Genomic DNA, 22621 nt, shown 5'->3' on the forward strand with positions numbered 1-22621 from the left:
AAAATGGTGTAAGGATTGAGGCGAGTTGATGCCAACTACTTTAGCTATTTCCGGAAAGGACTTTCTGGGGATAGGAGAAATAATTCCTAAATGTAAGTATTTAAAATATTCATAACTTCTCACCTCACCAAACATCTCTTGATAAGAGTCACAATATTGATCAACAACTGACACCCTAGTGTCCGGCGATCTGGGCAAATGTTTTAAGATCTGTAACTCTACATCCATTGATCTATCTCGCTTTTAGCTATTGATACTCTATTTTATTCTATCTTCATTCTCGGAGAGTGACAGAAGAGGGATAGCCTGCGATCTCTCACGAAAGAATCTCAATGCTCCAATCTGGGGGGATATTAAAGTTAGACGACTGGAACAAGTGAGTTTTCAGATTCTATTGTAGTGTGAATTCCTATGAGTGATGTTTTTAGAGGAGAGTCTTAAAATTAAAACAAAGAATTCATTAAAGTGGTTAATCCCCAGAGCAGGAACAGGCCGAAACTGGTAACGCCAACGACAATCAGGGCCAAACTCATAATCATGACAATGATAAAGCCGCGATCGGCTGCTTCGCTGGATTTAGGGGCTTGTAAATGTTCTTCCAGCAATTCGACATTCATGGCATTTGCCTTCCAGGTGAGATCGAAAAGATCCCCTAAAATGGGAACAATTCCGGTCAGGGTATCAATGAGGACATTAATCACCATGCGTCCTAGGGTTTCTTTCGGTAATCCAAACCGAGTTGCTTCCAGAACAATATAAGCGGATAAGATCCCACTCACCATATCTCCACCTCCAGGAATTAAGCCAATAATTGGATCGATTCCCACGCGGTAATTTAAGCCGGGAATAGGTAGAGCATTATCGAGCAGTTGACTTAAACGGCGCAGACGTTGAATACGATAGCGTTTGCTTCCCTGTTCTCTTTCTGATTCCCGACTTTTATGTTCCATGATGAATAATATAAATACAGAACGTTCTGACCCATTCCCTATTACCCATCACTAGCGCGTAGCGCTAATCTAAAGAGGGTAAACGTTCCGGCCCCCAGGTTTGATTGCCTTCTTTAATGGGGTCGCGCAGAGCATCACAATTGCGCGGTTTCCGATCAATTTTACGCTGATTTTGACAAGATTCAAAAAAGATTTGGGCGACTAAATATTTGGGTAAAATTTGCGGCCGAGCTAAGGCCTGATTAAAAAAGCCTTGGGCGGCTTGCCATTGTTCGAGTTGTTTGAGAATCTGTGCTTTGAGGTAATGAACTTCGGGATGATTGGGGGTCTCAGATAAGGCTAAATTTACATATTCAAGAGCCTTATTGTAATTGCCTAAATCCCGATAAGCCATGGCAATGCCGCGATAGGTGAGATACTGGGGACGGGCTAGATTTTCTAAACGGGCGATCGCCTGTTGCGGATCGGCAAAGGGTAAATTCACGGCTAACATCAAGTCCATGTATCCCTTAATTAAATTCAACTCTGGATCGTCCGATTGGATTTTTTCTGCTTTGTTAATAAACTTTAGCGCTTCTTGTAACTCCCTTAATGCTTGGGTTGCGCCCCTGACTGGCCCATCTTTAGCTAAGGCATAACCCCCTTCCATAAAATGACCCACTGCTATGTATAAATTTCCCCGCAACGGGTTCTCATTGACTAAATCCTTGGCCACTTTACCCGTTTGGGGAGCATATTCTTCAAACTTCTCCCAGTCTTGTTCAATATACGCTAGAGAAGCCATCATTGCATAAAGCATTGGATCGTTGGCTTCCTTCTGTTTTGCCTGTTGTAGATACTGTTGCGCTTGGGGATAATCTCCGCCAATAAAAAGGGCCTTAAATGCAGTTTCCGTATGGTCACCAATGGCATGGGGATTTTGGTCGCGGAAGGGATCGCCCGCTTGTAGGGAAGACGTGAATATGCTCAGATGCAGTAAGCTGGCGATCGCCAAGCTGGAGCAAAATTTAAATAGGTTACGCTGGTTTTTCATGGCAGTTTAACTCAACAGCAGTCAGTCGCTCTCTAGTCCGATAGTATACTCGATATGATGATATATCTTGAATTAAAAGTTCCCATCCCCCTATCCCTCTATCCCCCTATCCCTCTATCTCCCTATCCCCCCATCTCCCCATGCTCTATCTGAACAACTTAAGCTATCATCCTCCAGCTATTCCCCACCCAGTTCTCAAAGCCATTAATTTAGAACTCGGCCCCCAAGAACTCGGATTAATTATTGGCCCTAGTGGCTCTGGAAAAAGTACTCTGATGGAAATTTTATCAGGTTTAGTTTATCCAACAGCCGGAGAAATTCGCTGGCGCGAGCAAGTGTTAATTGCTGAGGATATGCAACAATTGGCAGGATTAGTCTTTCAGTTTCCCGAACGCCATTTTTGCGGCAGTACGATTCTGGAAGAGTTGCGTTTAGGTCATCCAGAGTTAGATTTAGATCGGGTTAGGGAAGCCCTGATGGAAGTGGGTTTAGATCGCCTGTCGTTGCAAACCTCTCCCCATGCGTTGAGTGGGGGGCAACAGCGCCGTTTAGCTTTAGCGGTACAATTAATCCGTCAACCGAGTATTTTAATGTTAGATGAGCCAACCGCCGGTTTAGATTGGTCGATGCGTCGGCAATTGGTGCAATTGTTAGCTAAAATTAAGTCCCATTGGACCTTGATGATTGTCACCCACGATCCCGATGAGTTAGTGAGTTTAGCCGATCGCTGTTGGCATTTAAATCAGGGAGAATTAATGGCTGTCACGCTTTAGGGCTGGCAAGAGATAGTGAGGAGATTAAGACTTTATAAACGATCGCTTGCTCAGGCTTTCCATAGCGCACCATAATAGTAAGTATGGGTATTTTTAGACTGAATCCCTCAGTGTTACAGATGAAGACTTTACAGTTATGGAGTACAGTTGTGAATCCTAAAATGCAGGTACACCCCCTCAATTCCCTATGCCGTATGCCCGATTCCCTAGCAGGACGTAGCGCCATCGGGTTCTGGCTAGTTATACCCCTGATGACTTTGGGGGGAGTGGTTTCCTTCTTCACGGCTCCCGCTCTGTCCCAAGATGAGGCGGTGACTTTGAAAGGAGACTCTTTGCAAACAGTGGAGAGTCGCAGCACTCAAGATTTTCCGGGTTTGTATACAGACCTAGAAAACCGGGCAGATCCGCGCTTATCGACCCAGGGAAGATCTCGAGGGATTCCCCAATTGAGACTCAATGAAAAGGTGGATGTCATGTATAGAGAGAGTATCGTAGGGGAAGGTTTAGGATTATTTCGCTCTCCCGGTGATGTTAGACCTTCTGGAACAGTGAATTTGAGATTGCAACTTGAAGAATAAGGTTTCTCAATGGGGGCAGGCGATCGCCGATTTGTTGCCCTCTCATCAACATCCGGCGATTCATCTAGGGTTGGATCGCATTAAGCAACTCTTGGCTCGTCTGGGGAATCCCCAGGATCGGGTTCGAGTTATCCATGTGGCTGGAACCAATGGCAAAGGGTCAGTTTGTGCTTATATCTCGTCGATTTTACAGGCAGCGGGCTATCGAGTGGGACGCTATACATCCCCTCATTTACAAGATTGGACGGAACGAATTTGTATTAATGGTCAGAATATTGCCTCAGAAGACCTCTATAACAGTTTGGTTTTGGTTTTAGAACAGGTCAATCCTGAAGATTTGCCCACTCAGTTTGAAGTGTTTACGGCTGCTGCATGGCTCTATTTTGCTGAAAGGGGTTGCGATGTGGCGGTCATGGAAGTGGGGTTAGGGGGGCGTTTAGATGCGACAAATGTGTGCGATCGCCCTTTAGCTTCGATTATTGTCTCCATTGGTTGGGATCATTGGCAAGTCTTGGGGCCTACCCTAGGGGATATTGCCCGGGAAAAAGCAGGTATCCTCAAACCCCACTGTCCAGCGATTATTGGCGCTCTCCAGCCAGAAGCACAAACGGTGATTGAGCAACGAATTCAAGAGTTAAATTGCCCAGCTCTTTATCCTCGAGCTGCCGAAGATTTGGGGGGAGGAAGAGCGAGGTTTGGCGATCTGGAGTATCAACTGCCCTTAGTGGGAGCGCATCAACTGCAAAATTCTGCTGTGGCGATCGCCACCATCCAAGCTCTACCCCCTTCAGACTGGCAGATTTCTCCTCAAGCCATCCAACAGGGAATTGCCCATACCCGATGGCCCGGTCGCCTAGAATGGAGTAGTTGGAAACAACAGCGCATCCTGATTGATGGGGCCCATAACCCAGAGTCGGCGATGGTTTTGCGCCACTATCTCGATAGCTTAGAGACGACTTCCATTCATTGGGTAATGGGAATGATCTCAACCAAATCCCATCAAGAAATTTTTGAAATGCTGCTGCGTCCCGGCGATCTCCTCTTTACTGTCCCCGTTCCCGACAGCAATTGTGCTTCCCCGGAAGCCCTGCTTGAACTCGCCCAAACTCTACAACCGAACCTGAGCGCTTGTGCCGCCTATCGAGATCTCCAAGATGCTTTAGATGCAGCCGTCATAGACTCTTCCGGGTTAATTGTGCTTTCAGGTTCCTTATATCTGTTGGGTTATTATTTTTCCCTGCATAGGTAAGAGGTCTATTGATCGTCAGCCAGGTAACGCCCTATTATAGCAGTGCAAAAGAACGTTAAAATTCTTGTTCCTCTTGCCTATTTCCTATTCCTGATTCCCCCTCTTACTATGAGTCAAATTCAACTAATTTCTGGCCCAGGAATTCCCTCAATCGGTGATGATATTGACACCGATCGCATTATTCCAGCTCGTTTTCTCCGCTGTGTCACATTCGATGGCTTAGGAGAAGTTGTTTTTCAGGATGATCGTGCCCAAATCCAGGGCAAACATCCCTTCGATCAACCCCAGTATCAAGACGCGAAAATCCTAGTCGTGAATGGTAATTTTGGTTGTGGTTCCAGTCGAGAACATGCTCCCCAGGCGATCGCCCGTTGGGGGATTAAAGCCATTATCGGTGAAAGTTTTGCCGAAATTTTCTTTGGTAATTGTGTCGCCATTGGACTGCCTTGTGTCACCGCTTCGAGCGAGCAAATCAAGACCCTGCAAACAGCGATCGCCGCTAATCCTCAAATGGAGCTTACCCTAGATCTCAATACCTTGACTGTAGCCTGGGAAGGCAACTCCAGCCCCGTTTACCTTAGTGCTGGAGCGCAACAAATGTTTACCTCTGGTACATGGGACAGTTGCAGCCAACTCCTGCAAGGAGTAGACTCTATTCGTGCGACAGCCGCCGAATTGCCTTATCTTAAGTTTTGAACCCAAAGGCCTTGGCCACAACTTACCCCTCTTCTGTCACTCTGGGAAATTCTAACGAATTTCCGTCATTACAGCCCGCGATCGCTAACGAAGGAATCAGGGTTTCACGCCCCTTTACCCAAAAGTGACAGAAGAGGGTTACAGCGCGAAGCGCTGCTATGAGGTACATTGTTGATCGTAGATGTGAGTGGTCATTGCGACCGCAGGGAAGCAATCGCCAAGATTGGGGGATTTTGCGATTGCTTCATTCCACTTGCGTGACCTTCGCAATGACTGATCTCAATGATACTGTACTCCGTTACAGCGCTTTGCGCTGTAAGGCTATACGCTAGTTATTCAAGGGATAAGACAATAGGCAATAAGACATTTCTATTTATTTAAACCCTGAAGCTGGCCAAAACGCATCCCCAACATTTCAGCCGTTGGAAACGGCTGAAACAGCAATAATCTAGAGATGCCTATAAAACATTTTCTCACAGACTCTAACCTTGAAAAAGATGGGCAGCCATGCAATTGCAATCACCTAAAATAAAATCAATAGACTTATAGCCTACAGAATTGATCATCGATTTAAACACTTCAGGGGGATATTTAAAAGAACTCAAAGTATGAAATTTTTGCCCCTTCTCAACCACTACCATTTGCCCTTGAAGTTCAATTTTTTGAGTTTCAGTTGCTGTTAAAACATGCTTGAGATCGTGGGTCTGCGGTTCCCATTCTGGTTGGTAACTAAAAGCTCCAGGTTTCATCCCCACAGTACCGCCATCCCGATCAACACGAAACATAATGTTCTCCATAAAAATCGCCATTTTTGGAGTATCATAGGCCTTCATCAAAGACACTTCATCTTGGTTGGCATCATGAACGAGAAGCAAATAGTGCGGTTTGCCAATTAATGCCTTAATCTGAGCAATAAAAACGGGCACTTCATCTCTTCTCAGATTGGCGATAGTACTGCCCTTGAACAAAACAACCGGTTTTTCATATTCCGGTATATTCTCTAGTTGAGTGAAGTCTTGCTGCATTCCCTCAACCGAAATATTGGGCAGTTCAGAACGAATTACTTCAACCACTTTATCCACAAAATCTTGGGAAATATCAATTCCCAAATATCCTTTTAATTCATGACAAGAGCGAAGCAGTGGCAAGGTTTTTAGACGGATACTTTGCTCACTTCCAGGGCCTAGCTCAACAAAAGTCGCATTAGCACCAATTTTTTCAGTTAGAATATGGCCTTTGCTCTGGAAGAGTTTAGACTCATACTTATAAAGGTAATAATCTTTTTCACCGTCTAACATTTCATTGTACAAGATCCCACCTCGAACCGGATCTTTATCATCTTCAGGAGTACCGTACAAATAAGGCCATAAATTGCCACTAACTTTACCGAACAGAAATTCCATTGTATCTTGCTCAAGCTTATTAATGACTTTTTTGTCTCCAGTTGTGCTACTCATGATTCTTTCGGTTAATTAACAAATTTTCCTAGTCCATCTAAGCATGGAATAATTTTTGTCCAATATCCTTTATTTTTTCTTTAGAAAGTGAATTAAGGACAGAGGTAGGGTTGAAGAGTTTGGACAAGTCTAGGAAAGGTTTGAGTGACCGTATCCCAGACGAGTTTGAGATCAACCAGAGACTAAAGTCTTCATGCATTTGGGCAAAATCTAGGGCGTGTCCAATGGCTTTCTTTGTGCATCAATACAGCACCTTGCGCTGTGATGGGGGGATAGGGGGCGCAAACAACAAAGATTAGATTAAATCTAACATCAGTTTTAGAACACTACACCCTAGTTAGTAAAATTAGGGGTTGGTGAGCATTGCCCACCCTGCTAAACTCTTGCTATTATCGATTACCTATTCCCTATTCCCTAAAAATTGCTGTGTGGGAAACTTTACTCTTATCTAATTTTGCCCTCGATCCTTGGCTGGAAGGATCCCTACTGCATCGAATTGTCGGATTGCTGAGAACCTGGCGTTCTGGTAGCGCTCTGATGACCTATGCTGACTGGATCGGTGCTACCCTCGTGGCCTTGGTTCTAGGGTTTAGTCCCTTTGTCTCCACTACTTTAATTGGTGTCCTGTTGCTCGCCTGTAGTGGATTCTGGATTTTACTCACCCTCTCCGACGATCCCCGTCAGGAAAGCCAACCCTTAGCAACTCCTATCCATGGAGCGATCTTCCTATTTGGGGTGATTTCTCTGATCGCTACAGCCCTATCTCCAGTAAAAATGGCTGCCCTCAGTGGCTTGATTAAACTGGGTTTGTATCTGCTATTTTTTGCGTTTACTGCTCGACTCGCCCGTAATCCGAGGATTCGCTCTAGTCTAATTACTATCTATTTATTGACCAGTTTACCCGTAGCGGTTTATGGGATTCGCCAATATTTCTTTGGGGCGCGATCGCTAGCTACTTGGGTTGACCCCAGTTCAGCTTCTGCTGATGTTACCCGCGTCTATAGCTATTTGGGCAATCCTAACCTCCTAGCCGGTTATCTCTTACCGGCGGTTATTTGGGGCCTGGCGGCGGTTTGGATCTGGAATGGCATTTTTCCTAAAATGTTGGCGATCGTGACGTTCGCGGTCAATTCTGCCTGCTTAGTGTTGACCTATAGTCGGGGAGGGTGGATTGGGTTTGTGGTCGCCCTAACTGCCTTCGGTTTATTGGCGGTTTATTGGTGGAGCGCTAGGTTATCTCCGTTTTGGCAAAAGTTTGCCCTTCCCTTAACGTTCGGAGTTTTAGTCGCTTTGTTTGCCATAGCAGTCCTGTTTGTGCCTCCCGTGCGCGATCGCGTTTCCAGTATTTTTGCCGGTCGTAGCGATAGCAGTAATAATTTCCGCATTAATGTCTGGATGGGGGCTGTGCGGATGATCGAAGCGTATCCCATTATCGGTATTGGGCCGGGCAATAGTGCATTTAATAAAATCTATCCCCTGTTTATGACCCCGAAATATTCCGCCCTTAGTGCCTATTCTGTCTTACTGGAAACGGCGGTAGAAACGGGTTTAATCGGCTTAAGCGTATTCCTGTGGTTTTTAGCCGTCACCTTCCATCAGGGATGGAAAAACCTGGAACGATTGCGGAACCAGGCTTCCACCGAAGCCTGGTGGTTGATGGGAGCATTGGCGATCGCGATCGGTATGATGGCCCATGGTGCAGTCGATACGGTTTGGTATCGTCCCCAAGTCAACACCCTCTGGTGGTTCGCCGTTGCTATTATCTCTAGTTATTATCAAAACATCGACAATCGATAATTGATTATCTCCCCATCTCCCTCTCTAATTCCGACGCTAGGAGGGTGTGGAAAATGCCTCTAACGCTGAAATGGCTGTACGCCTTATCTCGTCTGAGTTCCAAGCTTTGGAATCTGACAACCAGCGTCGGCTCTTACAGAGCAAAGGTTTCAGCGATTTGAGCTTGTTTGTTGGGAGTCGATTTGCTATGATACTACCTATGCGTCGGAAATGTACCTTGAAAAGTAAATACAGCAAGGATCTCAAAAGCCAGCCGTTGAAACGCTCTTATAATCCCTATGAGGGATTGAAATTTATTTTCTCTATGAAACCTACTTCCCCTCTCTGTTGAAACGCTCTTATAATCCCTATGAGGGATTGAAACGAAGGCGCAAAAACTCCTCATCACCAAGAGCAATGTTGAAACGCTCTTAAATCCCTATGAGGGATTGAAACTCCCATGGCACACGCAGGTACGCCTCTTCAGCAGCGTTGAAACGCTCTTAAATCCCTATGAGGGATTGAAGCGAAATTCGACATTTATATCCATTCAAATTACCGGAGTTGAAACGCTCTTAAATCCCTATGAGGGATTGAAACCAACAAGCCTTGGATACTATGAAGGCTATTTTGGCAGTCATTGTTGAAACGCCCTTAAATCCCTATGAGGGATTGAAACATAAATAACCTTCCCGAGCTGCTGTTGCTCCAGGGGGCTGTGAGTTGAAACGCTCTTAAATCCCTATGAGGGATTGAAACATAAATAACTCAGTTAACTCTCTCCCCACGGGAAATATAGTTGAAACGCTCTTAAATCCCTATGAGGGATTGAAACTTTTTTCTTTCCCCTAACACAATCCTCCTTTGCGTTAGGTTGAAACGCTCTTAAATCCCTATGAGGGATTGAAACTCTTGATTTCTCTTTCTTCTTGGTCTCTTCGTCCTGCTGTTGAAACGCTCTTAAATCCCTATGAGGGATTGAAACCTGCATAACACTCAATCCCATGGAACTCTCAGATGTTGAAACGCTCTTAAATCCCTATGAGGGATTGAAACCCAATGGGCTACCATTTATAGATATAATCTATTGTTGAAACGCTCTTAAATCCCTATGAGGGATTGAAACTTTGGGAAGGGGAAGTAATGGAAGTGACCCATGTTGTTGAAACGCTCTTAAATCCCTATGAGGGATTGAAACAACACTGGACAGATGAGGCGAGGAATGGAAAATTCCGTTGAAACGCTCTTAAATCCCTATGAGGGATTGAAACGTATTACAGATATTTACGCCATAATGCTCCGCATATGAGGTTGAAACGCTCTTAAATCCCTATGAGGGATTGAAACTTCGGTATCCCACGCTACCCGCAGATACTCCTCTGTTGAAACGCTCTTAAATCCCTATGAGGGATTGAAACGTCGGGTTATCTGTATCCCACGGTGTCTGTAGAGTTGAAACGCTCTTAAATCCCTATGAGGGATTGAAACGAGAGAAATCATAGGGGCATCAGCTTCCCTATTGTCCGTTGAAACGCTCTTAAATCCCTATGAGGGATTGAAACTGGGCACAATGTAGAACTGAAACAGCCTCAAAGTAGTTGAAACGCTCTTAAATCCCTATGAGGGATTGAAACAGGGGGATATGCCGCTAGCGGCGCAAAATTGCGTTGAAACGCTCTTAAATCCCTATGAGGGATTGAAACAAGGGGATGTGCCCTTAGCGACGCAAAATTGCCCCGTTGAAACGCTCTTAAATCCCTATGAGGGATTGAAACAGAATAGTGTGCGAAGTGATTGCACATCGTTATGAGTTGAAACGCTCTTAAATCCCTATGAGGGATTGAAACGAATTTGATTAAGGATTTAATGAAACAATTCTCGTTGAAACGCTCTTAAATCCCTATGGGGGATTGAAACAAAGCAAAGGGCGATTGTCATCGCCAAGAAAGGGGTGTTGAAACGCTCTTAAATCCCTATGAGGGATTGAAACAAGCGATCGCCTAACCGAATCCAATATTCCCCACGTTGAAACGCTCTTAAATCCCTATGAGGGATTGAAACTGAAAGAAAAATAGATACAGCGCGTTGCGATGTTATGGAGTGCAATACCGAATCCCCAAAGCCATGTACCACAATCCCATTCCCCATTCCCTATTCCCTATTCCCTAGCGCAAAGTGCTATAAATTCCAGAGAGCAATTCCGCCTAAAAGTCCATTAATATTAGGAACAATGGAGACATTTTCAGGAAGTTCAAAGTCTACCTTTTTCGCTTCTCCACCTCCTAAATAGATGCGATCGGCGTTGAATAGATGTTGGAGTTTGCAAATCGCCTTTTTCAACCGTTTATTCCATTTTTTTGTCCCGACTTTCTCCAGGGCGGCGCGTCCTAATTGTTGCTCATAAGTTTGTTTTTTACGGAAAGGATGATGGCCGCATTCCAGGTTCGGAACCAGTTTTCCATCTACAAATAAGGCAGTTCCTAAGCCCGTTCCCAGGGCGATCGCCAGTTCGACCCCTTGGCCAGAAATCGCTCCAAAGCCTTGAATATCGGCATCATTAGCCACTCGTACCGGTTTCCCCAACGATTCAGAGAGCGGTGAGGCTAGGTCAAATTCTACCCAATTGGGATGAAGGTTAACGGCAGTATAAACAATACCGTGGCGCACAACTCCGGGAAAGCCCACGGAAACCCGATCGCAAGCTCCTGCTTGTTTGGCTAAATCGGCGATCGCCCTCAAAACTGCCTCGGGTGTAGCCGGTTGGGGAGTCTGCACCCGCACGCGATCGCCCAAAGGACGGCCTTTGCGATCCAATACCATTGCCTTAATTCCACTGCCACCAATATCAATCGCTAACGTCCGATCTTTGGATTTCAATTTTTCCATAGTTTTCCCTTGTGTTTAGAAATATTTCCGATACAATAAAGTTCTGAAATCACACCCGATGTTCTCTTGTGCCAATGTCTGAATCGCTTCCCTCAAAACCCGTGAGTGTTTGGCAATATAAGCCCTGGTGGTGTCAACCCTGGTCTATCATTTTAACTGGAGTCACGGCGATCGCCCTGAGTTGGATTATTCTCCATCGTTGGTGGTTTTCCCTCATCTTCTCCCTACCCATATTCGCTTGGATGGGCTACTTTATCCTCATTTGGCCCAAACTTATCCAACAGAGTGGTCTATTACCCCTCGATCCCCCTCCAGAAGAATCCTAAAGCTATTGCCTATTGCCTTGAAACTCAAAACCATAGGCATCAGCATAGCGATGGAAGAAACGCATTACCCGCTCAAACCGATCTTGAGAATGCACCTCAAACGTACACTCTGCATTAGATAGCTCATCATCATCAACAAAAATAAACTTCATACCATTGGGACTCACCTGGATTGTCCCTTCTTCATCCTTGAGCCACAGATGCTCCACCTTATTGCCAAAACTCTTAAATCCTTCTGCTGCCACCAGCCTCTCAAAGCTTAAAACTACGATTTTGGTGTCAGAATTCGGGCGTTTTCGCAGACTAATGCCACTAATTTCTTCTGACATTCCTTCAATAAATTCTACAGAGATAGTCACAATTTGGTAAAAATGGAGTGAATGGTTTACCCTTAATTTTAGCACTGCACTCGATCGGGAGGATAGGGTTACGCAGAATACTCGTCTGAATGAACTCGTCAATGTTTTGAGTCGAGAGACTGCTAGGGTATTACGCAATCCTTGGCGGCGCTTGTCCTTGCTGACTATCAGTTTTTTATTCGGTTTTTTCCTGGGTACAGCCTTGTCTACCATCGCGGGTCAAAGGGCAGAACAAGATATCCTGGTAGCTGCCATTTTGGTGATGGGGATAGAAGTCCTCAATCGCCTCATTTATGGCTCTAAGCTTTGGAGTCAAGATAACCTCTGGCGAGATGTAATTAATGGGTTGAAAATTGGCTTAGTGTATAGTCTGTTCGTCGAAGCCTTCAAACTAGGATCTTGAAGAATTAAGTCGGGAGTCATTGAGTATCTTCCTTATCTGCATATCCCCGTGTCTCCCATTCCCCGCGTCCCCCTATTCCCCCTTGCCGGAATCCTAAAGAAAGTGTAAATTTTCATTACAAATCCCTCACACACACTCTGTCGATCATCAACCATGCACAAATCCAGCTTATTCTTGGCAACTCTATTGGTTTGGGGAGGTTTTCAGGGGGGTGCGCCCTTAGCCGTTCAAGCCTCTGAAGGGGTAGAATGGATTGCCCAGCGATCGCCCACTGATGCCCAGCTTGATACTCTTTTGGAGCAAGGTAATCAGTTCGTCGAAGCGAGAAATTATCCTAGGGCCATTCAAGTTTATCAACAAGCCCTCAGATTAGACCCCCAAAATGCTCGCCTCTATTCTGGTATTGGCTATCTGCAAGCTATTCAAGGAAATTTTGCTCAAGCAGCTCAAGCCTATCGTCAGGCAGTGATTTACGATCGCCAGAATGGAGACTTTTTCTATGCCCTCGGCCATAGTTTAGCCAAGATTGGCGATAATGCGGCTGCCCAAATTGCCTATCAACAAGCCATTCAGTTAGATCGGAACAATTTGGAGGCTTATCTGGGTTTGGGAGTGGTGCAGTGGCGACAAAATGATTTTGTCTCAGCTAAAAGAACTTATGAACAGGTTCTCAGTGCCGATCCTCGAAATTTTCAAGCCCATGAGTTACTCGGAGCAATGTACCTCAAACAAGGACAACTGGATCAATCCATTCAACACCTCAGACAAGCCGAACAACTGAATCCTCGTTCCGGTAGCATTCAGGTGAAATTAGCTAGTGCTTGGTTAGCTCGCGGTAATGTGGATTTAGGACGGCAAGCCTTGGATAAAGCGGCTCAACTCGATTCCCGGAATCCGGTAATTTATATGACCATTGGTAAAATCCAAGAGAGCTTTGAAAATTGGCCAGAAGCCTATCAAGCCTATCAACGGGCAGTATCCTTGGATCGGAATTTGGTGGATGCCCATCGATCCATGGGTGATATTCTCATGAGACAGAATGATGTCCTCTTGGCGATCGCCACCTATCGTCAGGTGGTGCAACTAGCGCCCCAAGATCCAGAAGGCTATTATAAGCTGGCGTTGGCACTCAAAGAGCGCGATCGCAAACAGGAAGCCCTTTCCATATTAGAACGCGCCCTACAACTCTATCAGGTGGCTGGCGATCGAGAGGGAATCGATCGAGTCAAAGCGTTGATGGAAGAGCTATAGAGCTAAGGAACAAACATACACATCAACGTTAAGTGAAATATTTAAAAACTTATCAAGAACATACCGAAAACTAGATTGGGAGGCCTTAGAAAAGGATATAGAAAAAAATCCCACTAAATGTCGGCAGGGGTCTCCCGTTATACCCGCCAGGGTTAACGGGAGGGGAATGCCGACCCGCGAATAAACTGCCCGGCAGGGCATCCTTATTGTCCGGGTACTTCTTGTTGTTGAATATATTGCTTAAGTTGTTCTACCGTTACGCCACCACAACTAGCCACAAAATAAGATCCAGTCCAGAATACAGGCTTACGATAAAATTGTTTGAGATAATCCTCAAATTCTTTACGAATTAAACGGCTAGAAACAGTTTTAAGATTAGCGATAAATTTGCTTAACTGGATTTGAGGATGATAGCGAATCAAAAGATGCACGCGATCAACTTCTCCGTTGAACTCAACAATACTAGTTTCCCATTTACTGCAAGTTTCCTGGAAAATATCTGCCAGTCGAGCATGAATAGCTGGGTTGATAACTTTTTTGCGATATTTGGTGACCAAAACCAGGTGAGCGGTAAGCGCATAAACAGACCTAAATCCTTTATCATAGTGAGTTGACATCGCAAGCGGTAAGCTGTATCGTTATTAAATGATTCTAACTTACGAGTACCGATTACGTCCAACAAATAAACAAGCCGCCCAAATCGATTGGTGGCTAGAATTGCGGCGACGACATTGGAACTATGCGTTAGGTCAAAGGTTGGACTATTTAAGGCGAACTCGCTCTCAAATAGATCGGTGCAGTTTAATTGGTGAACCGATTGGTGAAATCCCTAAACCGGTAAATTACTACACGCAACAAGCAGCACTAAAAGAAACAAAGGTTCGGTTCCCTGATTACAAGGAAATCTATTCAGAAGTGCAACAAATCAATCGGCAAAGATTAGATAAGGCGTGGAAGAGATGGAGAGTGCCCGATAAGAATGGCAAGAGAGGAGGGCGACCGAGGTTCAAGAAAGCAGGACAGTTGAGATCTTTTGAGTTCTCGCGAGTGAACCATGGGAAAGCCACAATTAAATTTGATGGTAAAAACCTGATAACGACGCGATTAGGAATAATTCCGGTCATCGTTCACCGCCCTATTCCCGAAGGGTTTGAGTTAAGAACCGCATCAATTGTCAAAAAAGCAGATGGTTATTATGTTGGCTTGAGAGCGAAAGATGAACGAGTTACTGAACCTCTCGCACTCGATCAAATTAAATCGGCTATCGGGATTGATGTTGGATTGAAGGAATTTTTGACGACATCAGAAGGTAAAACCATTCCCATTCAGCAAACCTATCGCCAAGCACAAAACCATTTAGCGCGTCAGCAAAGGAGATTAAAAAACAAACAAAAAGGTTCAATAAACTATCAAAAGCAACAGGACAAAATCGCGAAAATTCATCAACGGATTCAGCGACAAAGAAAGGATTTTCAATACAAGATAGCCAACTGGCTCACGAGGTGCTATGACTTAATTGCCATTGAAGATTTAAATATTAAGGGACTCTCAAGAACTCGACTCGCTAAGAGTATTCTTGATGCAGCATGGGGACAATTGATCGCGATTCTGGAAGCAGTAGCAGTTAAATGCGGCGTTCGGGTGGTGAAAGTCAATCCTCACGGCACGAGTCAAGATTGTAGTAGTTGCCACGCAAAAGTCCTGAAAACTCTCTCGGTTCGCTCTCATGAATGCCCGAAATGCGGACTGGTCATGGATAGGGACGAAAACGCGGCACGTAACATTTTGCATCGGGCACTAGAAGAGATACAGGCGGTGGGTCGCATCGCTTCTGCTTGTGGAGGCTTAGACAATAGTCAGCCAGCGAAGCAAGAAACTTTAAAAGGAGAATGGGTTCAACTCAGCCTCTTTTGAAGCTCCCGTTAACCCTTCGGGTCTAACGGGAGAGAACGTCACATACCCGGTTAGTGGAGAGAGCAAAATAATTTGGAGTCAACCCAAGCTCTATCGCGTTTAGAGTTTTTCTGAATCTCCGAGATCTTAATTCCTTGAATATCTCTAAATCCCCGGAATTTGTAATAATGGGTAAACAGGTTAACCTCTGACCCGTAGGATTCCTGTATGATTGGTGATTGGTGATGGAGAAAGACGATTATGAGTAATCCAGTGGTAGAAAACACGATGACCCAAGAGCTAGAACCTGGGACTCCCAATTATATTCATGAGATTGAAGGGGTCATCAGCACGATGATTGCTGAAGGTCAGACGGTGCAAGCGGGCTATGATTCTCAGGAAGGGTACTTATGGAAATTCCAATATGGTTCGGTAGAGGTCTATGTGCAACTGACGGGTCAAACGGATGATGATAGCTTAACAGTCTGGTCTTATGTGCTATCGCTACCAGCTAAAGAGGAAGCACAATTGATGCGTAAGTTATTGGAAATGAATTGGCTAAAAACCTTTGAGGCCCATTTTGCCATTGTGGATAACCGGGTGGTGGTGGTCGCGACGCGCACGGTGGCGGAATTGTCCCCAGGGGAGATTGCGCGAGCCATTACGTTAGTAGCCAATATTGCTGATGATAATGATGACGCTCTGATTGCTGAATTTGGACAGTAGTTTTGGTTGCACAGTGGCGGTTTATTCCCTTAATTGAGGAGTCGGGCCGATCGCAAATGGCGATCGATCGCTGGCTCTGGAAACAGCATCAACAGGGCAATCAGCCGCCTAGCTTGCGATTTTATACCTGGCAGCCGATGGCGATTTCTTTGGGGTATCACCAAAAACGCTGGCCCGAGTCTTGGCAAGGTTTGCAATGGCAAGGAAAACCCGTAGAGTTGGTGAGGCGACCAACGGGGGGGCGAGGGGTTCTCCATCAAGGAGATTTAACTTATGCTGTGGTGTATTCTGGACGGTTTGCTCATCGAATGGCAGCTTATGAGCAGATTTGTGAGTTTCTGATTCGAGGGTGGCGATCGCTCGATTTCGAGTTACACTATGGTTCTGCTGGGCGAGGCTATGCCCAAGTTCCTAATTGTTTTGCCACAGCGACGGGAGCAGATTTAGTCTTAGATTCTGGCTATAAGCTGATTGGTAGCGCTCAGGTTTGGCAGGGTTCCACAGTTCTCCAACATGGCTCTATGCGTCTGAATCCCGATCGCCAATTATGGCATCAGGTCTTTTCTGAGCGACTGCCAGAACCTCCACCGAGTTTAGCTGCTCTGAGTTTTTCTCACTTAGTCGATACGTTGACTCAAGCAGCCTGTGAAACCTTTAAGATGGAAATTCAGGTACAACCTTTATCTGAACAAGAGTGGACAGCAATTAGAGTGCTACAGGTTAGTAAGGGGTAATTGAGTTGGGGAGAGGGAAAATCAGGAAAACGATGCTCCCCGGACTCCCATACTCCCCAAGTTTTCCAAACTGTGTGGGAGATTAAATCGCTCCAGTACCACTGAGTCCTAGGATTACGCCAGCACCTAGGAGATGACCTAAGCTGGTGGTCGCCAGTAATTCAGCCATTCCCATGCTACCGAAGAAGGGGCCAGCAGGCAGGCCGGGGCCAACACCTTTTTGTTGAATGGTGAATTTGCCAATGGCGATCGCTAGAATATTACAAGCAATCATGATCAGTCCAATATTGAGAGACCATTCTGAGGTCATAGGTCTTTCGCTCCTTAATCCCGGTAAAAAGTCCTCACTATTATAAGAAGCAAGATGACAAAACTTTCTTTTTGTGTCATTCCTTAAAGTTTATTAAAATTTTGATACAAAATTTCCAGAATCCGGAGCAAATATGCGCGTTAAAATTTGTGGCATTACCCAAGTTGACCAAGCGGTGGAGATCGCCGATTTAGGAGCTACAGCCCTAGGATTCATCTGTGTGTCCAGCTCTCCCCGTTACATTGAACCCCAACAGATCCAACAGATCTGTACCCAACTGCCCCCATCTATCGATCGCATCGGCGTATTTGTCAACGCCACCCTAGAGCAAATCTCCCACACCGTCACCCGAGGTCATCTGACTGGAATTCAACTCCATGGTGATGAAGACCCCTCATTTTGCCAAACCCTACACCAACATCTACCCCAGATCGAACTAATCAAAGCCTTTCGAGTCCGCACTCCAGAAACCTTAAATCAAATTCCCACCTATCAAACCTGTGTCGATACCCTACTCTTAGATGCCTATCACCCCCACCAACTTGGCGGAACAGGTCAAACCCTCAATTGGCAAGACTTAAAGAGCTTTACTCCTCCCTTACCCTGGCTCCTAGCGGGAGGATTAACCCCTGATAATATTCACAGAGCTTTACAGCATCTCTCTCCCCAAGGCATCGATTTATCCAGTGGAGTTGAGCGCCAACCAGGAGACAAAGACCTAGAGAAAGTCAGGCGCTTATTCCAAAGACTGGGTAGATAAACCTCCCATCTCAACCCCTCCATATCCGCAGAAAGACAGGGCAATCCCAAATCAGTTTAATCCAATACAGTATCGGGAGGTGCAAATTTATAGCCCACACCCCGCACCGTTTTAATAAACCGATGTCCCCCATCTGCTTCTAACTTCTTCCGAATTTGGCCAATATGCACATCAACAACCCGCTGATCGCCCTGGTGTTCATAGTCCCATACTTGGCTGATTAACTCTGAACGCCGCAGCACCTTGGTTGGGTTGCTGGCTAGAACATGCAGCAAATCGAACTCTAAAGCAGTTAGCATCACTGGCTCCCCTTGGAACATCACTTCTCGACGTTCCGGATCAATAGACAACTGACCATGGGTAATCAGTTGACGCTCAGGAGTCGTCACAGTGCGCTGGCGCTTCAGTAGAGCTTCTACGCGATATTTGAGTTCTTCCACACTAAAAGGCTTAGTGAGATAATCATCGGCTCCCTTTTCAAAGCCAATAATTTTATCTGATGTATCCGTGCGGCTCGTAAGCATCAACACAAAAACATCCGTTAAAGTTTGCATTTCCTGGCAAAGATTGTAACCTAGCGCGTCCGGTAAATTAACATCTAAAATTACCAAATCGGGGCGAAACTGCTTGAACTTAGTCATGCCGGTTTTTCCGTCAGGAGCATTTTCAAGTTCATAGCCATGTTTGCCCAAATAGCGAAAGACTAGATTACGAATTGCAGGATCATCATCTACGACAAGAATCTTGGCTGAAGCCATATGAATAACCTTGTGATATATGCTTGCGAGTTGACAAACAGACCCAAGACTGGCAGTTTCGTCCTCAAGTGTATCTGGCCATAGTGGCTCTGTGATACAGGTTTGCCGTTAGAATAACGGCAGCCTAAGCCCGCTGGCAGATCGTTCCTGGCTCAAAAAGATGGGGCGATCTGTCATTGAGGAGCTTAGATTATCTATTATCGGTGCTGATTGCTTGGGTAGCCAACTCTATTAAGAATTATGTTAAAGTGGCACTAATAAAATGGTTAAAATGGTGAAAAAAGTTTAGGCTAATTTGGCAAGTGCTAGAAACCGGGTCAACCATTGAGTTGAGCAACCAAGCTTGTATAAGCTATGTAAGCTGGAAGTCTATACTCCTACGGTTCCTCGATCGGAGGGCTGAATGATTGTGAGGGAATTAAAAAGAAGATGAGTGACAAAAGTCCTTATGAAACCTTGGGGTTAAGCGAAAATGCCTCGTTTGAGGAAATTCAACAGGCCCGTCAGAGCCTCACGGATCGACACAGTGGCGATCGCCGACAAGTGGAAGCCATTGAGACCGCCTATGATGCCGTTCTCATGGATCGTCTCCGAATGCGGCAACAGGGAAAACTCAAAGTTCCAGATCGCATCCGGTTTCCGGAAAAAGCAACGGTGACTCAACCGAAGGCTCCCCCAACTCCTGGGAATTCCATGCCCAACTGGTTACAATCCTATCTGGATACTCCCAGTCAAGCAGATATTCTCTTGCCTATGGGCGTTTATTTAGTGTTAATGAGTTGTGTCGCCCTCCTGCCCACCCCCCAGGGTAGTCAGTCTCCTCTCCAGGTTACACTTCTAGCGGGGGTGGTGGCCAGCATTTATTTCTTGAACCGCAAGGAAAATAAGTTTGGGAGATCGGTCTTACTTACCGTTGGGGGACTGATCGCTGGGTTATTGCTCGGTAGCCTTTTAGGAGCGGGGTTAGCCAACGTCAGTCAAGTTAACAGCGATCAATTCGCGGCTGTAGTTGCTTTTTTTACGTTGTGGTTAGTGAGTAGTTTCTTGCGATAAGTCGATATCTCTAGAAAGAAAAAATATCCCACTTGTCCAGCTAAAAGAACAGTGGGATATTTTCGTTTATAGCAATGCCTTAATCACCACATGGGCTGTCTCTTTTGTTTAATGACTGCGATCGCCCGCAGACAAAATGACAGCCGTACCCATCCGATGGTACTCTTCCACCGTAAATAACCGTTTCAGCAACAGTGAGATCGCTTCCTCTTCTACATTTCAGGCTAAACCCATCGAACCATCTGCACCCGATAGCGCTCTTTTTTCGTCATCGCTACATCCTTGACTTCCAAGCGTCCCTTTCCACGAATGGCGATTAAATCTCCCGGTTTTACCGTATGACTGGCTTGGGTAACCTCTTTCCAGTTCACCCGCACATCCTTAGTTTCAATCATCTGCACCATTTTACTACGGGAGACGCGAAACCCAGCCGAGGCGATCGCATCCAAACGCATCGAAGCTTCCACTGTCGTCATTTCTTGGCGCTTCGGTTCTCTCACTTTCAACTCCCCAATATCAATAGCTTGGGTTTTCACCGGAACCGAGCGCACCTGAGTTAAATTCATCTCTAGAAATTCCACTAATTCCGGAACTACAATAACTTGCGCTCCTCGCTCTCCCAAAACGATCGTATCTCCCGTTTTTTCCCGCACAATTCCGGTTCCTAACATTGACCCTAAAAAGTCGCGGTGAGTCGCCGTGTCAAACAGAAAATTACCCGCAATTTCCAATACCGAGACTTCCACATTTTCTGGCTCTAAGGGAACTTCTTCCCGGGCAATACCTAACCGTTTGCGTTCCGCTTGGGGATATCCTCCCCAAGCCACTAAATGAACTTCCGTCAACCCCTTAAACACCGTTTCACATTCGGCTAAAATCGCAGGCGATAAAAAGTCCGTAGTGACGACTTCCCAAGTTTTAATCGCTCGTTCTGCCCGATCCAAAATTTGGGCCATTTCTTCTCTATTTTCAACACCTTTGAGCAGATCGGCTTTAGGTAGCATAAGTGGAATTTAGGTTAATACTTCAAATTGGGGAGCGGTTTGCGCCCGGTTCCCAGATTTAGCCCGAGAAACTGGTGCCTGTGGTTGATCGTTTGCATTTGTACCTGGAGATTGGGCTGAATTCCAAATTTCAAAGAAAACGATTGACCATTATTTAATATTAACATAATTCGGTAGCTTTGGGAAGCTTTCACTGACCAACCAAGGGATTCCAATTGAATATCCCAGATATCGGCTGTTGTTTTTTCTAAAATCACCATGATGTTCGCCAAATTTTATGTGGCAGCCAGAAACCCGGTTTCTTCAAGAAACCGGGTTTCTCAGAGGATTAAGAATTGCTATGGGTGGACTGAAGAGAAAGGTTAGCTGATGCGTTTTGTACAAGCAAAGGTTTTAGCGCTTCATGGCGTAACGGCTCTCCAATTTGAAATTGCCGCAGTTGAACTCGGGTAATTTTAATGCCCCAAGGTTCTGTCGCCACATCTAATTTTTGCACCAGAGTTTCATTGAGTTGATCTCGTACGGTAAACAGATCGTTCAATTCAACCGTTGCCAGTTCGGTGCGAATATTAATCTCGATTAAATCAATGACTGCTTGACGTAAGTTTTTGACTTTATAGCAAGATTTTTCCAGATCGAGAATTTGCCAATAGACGATCATATCGAGGGTGACAGTAATACGATCGCTAGTCAAGCAAGCTAAAGGCTTCATCTCCAAGGGTTGTTCGCGTAGAGTATCTTTATAGGCAACTTGTTCAAAAAAGGGCACTAAGAACGTCAGTCCAGGTTCGAGTTTTTTGCCATTATATCGACCCAGATGTTCAACCAAGGCTTGATCGCCCTGTTTAACCACCTTCATACTAGCAGCAAGGGAGGTTCCGCTTAAGGCAAAGAACAAGAACAGGAACCATTGATATAAGAAGACTTCAATCATGATTAAAATCCCAAATAAAGTTGACAGGATAAGCAATAGACTTAAACATCTAAGAGATGATTGGGGACAACAATTAAGGTGTTGCCTTCTCGACGCAGGACATAGACTTTAGTGTGTGCAGGAATAGCTTGGCGGCGATTTTCACAAGAAGCAGCCCAAGAATTGCCTTCAAACCGGACTCGACCTATTTCTCCAGCCGGAATTTCCGTGAGGGTAATGGCTTCAGTTGTTTCAAATAAACTCGATGTTTTTTTCTGTCTAAACAGGGGTCTTATCCATAAGGTGCAAGCACCAGATAGGGACATCCAATAGAGAATTTGTAAGCTATGGGGAATTCGGTAAAAGACATTGCTGCGCCAGAGGAGAAACGCGACAATCAAGGCGCAAATGCCCATAATTAAGGGCATAAATTTAAAGGCTTTAGGAACTGTTTTGGGTAATAACAGTTCGCTCGATCCGAGAATCACTCCAACAATAACCCAAATGATGGCAGGATGGAGTGGGGAAACGGTTTGAGTTGCTAATAGAATTTGAGTAGTTAGCATGTCGATCTCCCCTTGTGGTTAGGGAGTTATCAGGCGATCGCCCCAAGATACGGCAATTTGTTACAAAACTTCATGATTCCCACCCTGTCTATCTCCATTGACCCCTCATCCATGCATGGCACGATATCTTCAAATAAGATAGAGTATCTAAGGGATAAAACAGTTAG

The 22621-nt window shown here is 45.3% G+C and carries 25 protein-coding genes, 1 pseudogene and 1 CRISPR repeat array; of the genes and pseudogenes, 13 read left to right on the forward strand and 13 right to left on the reverse strand.

Going from position 1 to position 22621, the window contains the following annotated elements; all coding sequences use genetic code 11:
* From J7545_RS04535 to J7545_RS04545, 3 genes and pseudogenes are all read right to left on the reverse strand, one after another.
* Positions 1–228 (reverse strand): annotated as a pseudogene (locus J7545_RS04535) (IS701 family transposase); the annotation flags it as partial.
* Between the two features lie 215 nt (positions 229–443).
* Entirely contained in the window at positions 444–950 is a 507-nt protein-coding gene (locus J7545_RS04540; RefSeq protein WP_318700296.1) for a DUF4112 domain-containing protein, read from the reverse strand.
* 64 nt (positions 951–1014) lie between these two features.
* Positions 1015–1983, reverse strand: a complete 969-nt coding sequence (locus tag J7545_RS04545; RefSeq protein ID WP_318700297.1) for a Sll0314/Alr1548 family TPR repeat-containing protein — start codon at positions 1981–1983, stop codon at positions 1015–1017.
* Positions 1984–2123: 140 nt separating this feature from the next.
* On the opposite strand from J7545_RS04545, the gene J7545_RS04550 reads away from it, so the two are divergent.
* The 4 genes from J7545_RS04550 to leuD all read left to right on the forward strand — a co-directional run bounded on the left by J7545_RS04550 (position 2124) and on the right by leuD (position 5279).
* Complete coding sequence (locus tag J7545_RS04550) at positions 2124–2756, forward strand: ABC transporter ATP-binding protein (protein WP_318700298.1); 633 nt, start codon at positions 2124–2126, stop codon at positions 2754–2756.
* A gap of 194 nt (positions 2757–2950) precedes the next feature.
* Positions 2951–3334: a hypothetical protein gene (locus tag J7545_RS04555; protein WP_318719202.1), complete on the forward strand. Its 384-nt coding sequence runs from the start codon at positions 2951–2953 to the stop codon at positions 3332–3334.
* Positions 3324–4583 carry a folylpolyglutamate synthase/dihydrofolate synthase family protein gene (locus J7545_RS04560; protein ID WP_318719203.1) on the forward strand — a complete coding sequence of 420 codons (1260 nt, stop codon included), beginning with the start codon at positions 3324–3326 and terminating at the stop codon, positions 4581–4583. The genes J7545_RS04555 and J7545_RS04560 overlap by 11 nt, the downstream gene beginning before the upstream one ends.
* A gap of 108 nt (positions 4584–4691) precedes the next feature.
* Entirely contained in the window at positions 4692–5279 is a 588-nt protein-coding gene (leuD, locus tag J7545_RS04565) for a 3-isopropylmalate dehydratase small subunit (RefSeq protein ID WP_318700301.1), read from the forward strand.
* Between the two features lie 22 nt (positions 5280–5301).
* On the opposite strand, the gene J7545_RS04570 is transcribed toward leuD, so the two are convergent.
* Together J7545_RS04570 and J7545_RS04575 are read right to left on the reverse strand one after the other, a co-directional pair.
* Positions 5302–5448, reverse strand: a complete 147-nt coding sequence (locus J7545_RS04570) for a hypothetical protein (RefSeq protein ID WP_318719204.1) — start codon at positions 5446–5448, stop codon at positions 5302–5304.
* Between the two features lie 313 nt (positions 5449–5761).
* On the reverse strand, positions 5762–6736 hold the full coding sequence (locus J7545_RS04575) for an L-histidine N(alpha)-methyltransferase (RefSeq protein WP_318719205.1): 975 nt from the start codon (positions 6734–6736) through the stop codon (positions 5762–5764).
* A 363-nt stretch (positions 6737–7099) separates the two neighbouring features.
* On the opposite strand from J7545_RS04575, the gene J7545_RS04580 reads away from it, so the two are divergent.
* On the forward strand, positions 7100–8533 hold the full coding sequence (locus tag J7545_RS04580) for an IctB family putative bicarbonate transporter (RefSeq protein WP_318719206.1): 1434 nt from the start codon (positions 7100–7102) through the stop codon (positions 8531–8533).
* Between the two features lie 398 nt (positions 8534–8931).
* Positions 8932–10573: direct repeats of the CRISPR family, unit length 37 nt; unit sequence GTTGAAACGCTCTTAAATCCCTATGAGGGATTGAAAC.
* Positions 10574–10690: 117 nt separating this feature from the next.
* On the opposite strand, the gene J7545_RS04585 is transcribed toward J7545_RS04580, so the two are convergent.
* Positions 10691–11398 carry an ROK family protein gene (locus J7545_RS04585; protein WP_318698531.1) on the reverse strand — a complete coding sequence of 236 codons (708 nt, stop codon included), beginning with the start codon at positions 11396–11398 and terminating at the stop codon, positions 10691–10693.
* A gap of 74 nt (positions 11399–11472) precedes the next feature.
* Between J7545_RS04585 and J7545_RS04590 the strand changes: the two genes are divergently transcribed.
* Complete coding sequence (locus J7545_RS04590; RefSeq protein ID WP_318698532.1) at positions 11473–11724, forward strand: DUF6737 family protein; 252 nt, start codon at positions 11473–11475, stop codon at positions 11722–11724.
* A gap of 2 nt (positions 11725–11726) precedes the next feature.
* On the opposite strand, the gene psb28 is transcribed toward J7545_RS04590, so the two are convergent.
* A complete protein-coding gene (gene psb28, locus J7545_RS04595; protein WP_318698533.1) occupies positions 11727–12083 on the reverse strand; it encodes a photosystem II reaction center protein Psb28 in 357 nt (118 codons plus the stop codon).
* Positions 12084–12189: 106 nt separating this feature from the next.
* Between psb28 and J7545_RS04600 the strand changes: the two genes are divergently transcribed.
* Positions 12190–12486 carry a DUF565 domain-containing protein gene (locus J7545_RS04600; protein WP_271936647.1) on the forward strand — a complete coding sequence of 99 codons (297 nt, stop codon included), beginning with the start codon at positions 12190–12192 and terminating at the stop codon, positions 12484–12486.
* A gap of 153 nt (positions 12487–12639) precedes the next feature.
* Positions 12640–13737: a tetratricopeptide repeat protein gene (locus tag J7545_RS04605; RefSeq protein WP_318698534.1), complete on the forward strand. Its 1098-nt coding sequence runs from the start codon at positions 12640–12642 to the stop codon at positions 13735–13737.
* Between the two features lie 203 nt (positions 13738–13940).
* Here J7545_RS04605 and tnpA read toward each other — a convergent pair whose 3' ends face one another.
* On the reverse strand, positions 13941–14354 hold the full coding sequence (gene tnpA, locus J7545_RS04610; RefSeq protein ID WP_318698535.1) for an IS200/IS605 family transposase: 414 nt from the start codon (positions 14352–14354) through the stop codon (positions 13941–13943).
* Between the two features lie 28 nt (positions 14355–14382).
* Here tnpA and J7545_RS04615 point away from each other — a divergent pair, with 28 nt between their 5' ends.
* The 3 genes from J7545_RS04615 to J7545_RS04625 all read left to right on the forward strand — a co-directional run bounded on the left by J7545_RS04615 (position 14383) and on the right by J7545_RS04625 (position 17090).
* On the forward strand, positions 14383–15651 hold the full coding sequence (locus J7545_RS04615) for a transposase (protein ID WP_318698536.1): 1269 nt from the start codon (positions 14383–14385) through the stop codon (positions 15649–15651).
* Positions 15652–15891: 240 nt separating this feature from the next.
* Positions 15892–16356 carry a YbjN domain-containing protein gene (locus J7545_RS04620; RefSeq protein ID WP_318698537.1) on the forward strand — a complete coding sequence of 155 codons (465 nt, stop codon included), beginning with the start codon at positions 15892–15894 and terminating at the stop codon, positions 16354–16356.
* A 56-nt stretch (positions 16357–16412) separates the two neighbouring features.
* On the forward strand, positions 16413–17090 hold the full coding sequence (locus J7545_RS04625; RefSeq protein WP_413038758.1) for a lipoate--protein ligase family protein: 678 nt from the start codon (positions 16413–16415) through the stop codon (positions 17088–17090).
* A gap of 82 nt (positions 17091–17172) precedes the next feature.
* Here the strand turns inward: J7545_RS04625 and psaK are convergent, their stop codons facing one another.
* The gene (psaK, locus tag J7545_RS04630) at positions 17173–17400 is read right to left on the reverse strand and encodes a photosystem I reaction center subunit PsaK (protein ID WP_318698539.1); all 228 of its coding nucleotides are present in this window, start codon (positions 17398–17400) and stop codon (positions 17173–17175) included.
* A 133-nt stretch (positions 17401–17533) separates the two neighbouring features.
* Between psaK and J7545_RS04635 the strand changes: the two genes are divergently transcribed.
* Positions 17534–18160, forward strand: a complete 627-nt coding sequence (locus J7545_RS04635) for a phosphoribosylanthranilate isomerase (RefSeq protein ID WP_318698540.1) — start codon at positions 17534–17536, stop codon at positions 18158–18160.
* 56 nt (positions 18161–18216) lie between these two features.
* On the opposite strand, the gene J7545_RS04640 is transcribed toward J7545_RS04635, so the two are convergent.
* Entirely contained in the window at positions 18217–18918 is a 702-nt protein-coding gene (locus J7545_RS04640) for a response regulator transcription factor (protein WP_318698541.1), read from the reverse strand.
* Positions 18919–19347: 429 nt separating this feature from the next.
* Between J7545_RS04640 and J7545_RS04645 the strand changes: the two genes are divergently transcribed.
* A complete protein-coding gene (locus tag J7545_RS04645) occupies positions 19348–19971 on the forward strand; it encodes a CPP1-like family protein (RefSeq protein WP_318698542.1) in 624 nt (207 codons plus the stop codon).
* A 224-nt stretch (positions 19972–20195) separates the two neighbouring features.
* On the opposite strand, the gene J7545_RS04650 is transcribed toward J7545_RS04645, so the two are convergent.
* The 3 genes from J7545_RS04650 to J7545_RS04660 all read right to left on the reverse strand — a co-directional run bounded on the left by J7545_RS04650 (position 20196) and on the right by J7545_RS04660 (position 22454).
* Complete coding sequence (locus J7545_RS04650; protein ID WP_318698543.1) at positions 20196–20975, reverse strand: photosystem II S4 domain protein; 780 nt, start codon at positions 20973–20975, stop codon at positions 20196–20198.
* A gap of 328 nt (positions 20976–21303) precedes the next feature.
* A complete protein-coding gene (locus J7545_RS04655; RefSeq protein ID WP_318698544.1) occupies positions 21304–21909 on the reverse strand; it encodes a paraslipin in 606 nt (201 codons plus the stop codon).
* Positions 21910–21950: 41 nt separating this feature from the next.
* Entirely contained in the window at positions 21951–22454 is a 504-nt protein-coding gene (locus J7545_RS04660) for an NfeD family protein (protein ID WP_318698545.1), read from the reverse strand.
* Between the last annotated feature and the right edge of the window lie 167 nt (positions 22455–22621).

Source organism: Roseofilum sp. SBFL (assembly GCF_017746885.1).
Classification (GTDB): Bacteria; Cyanobacteriota; Cyanobacteriia; order Cyanobacteriales; family Desertifilaceae; genus Roseofilum.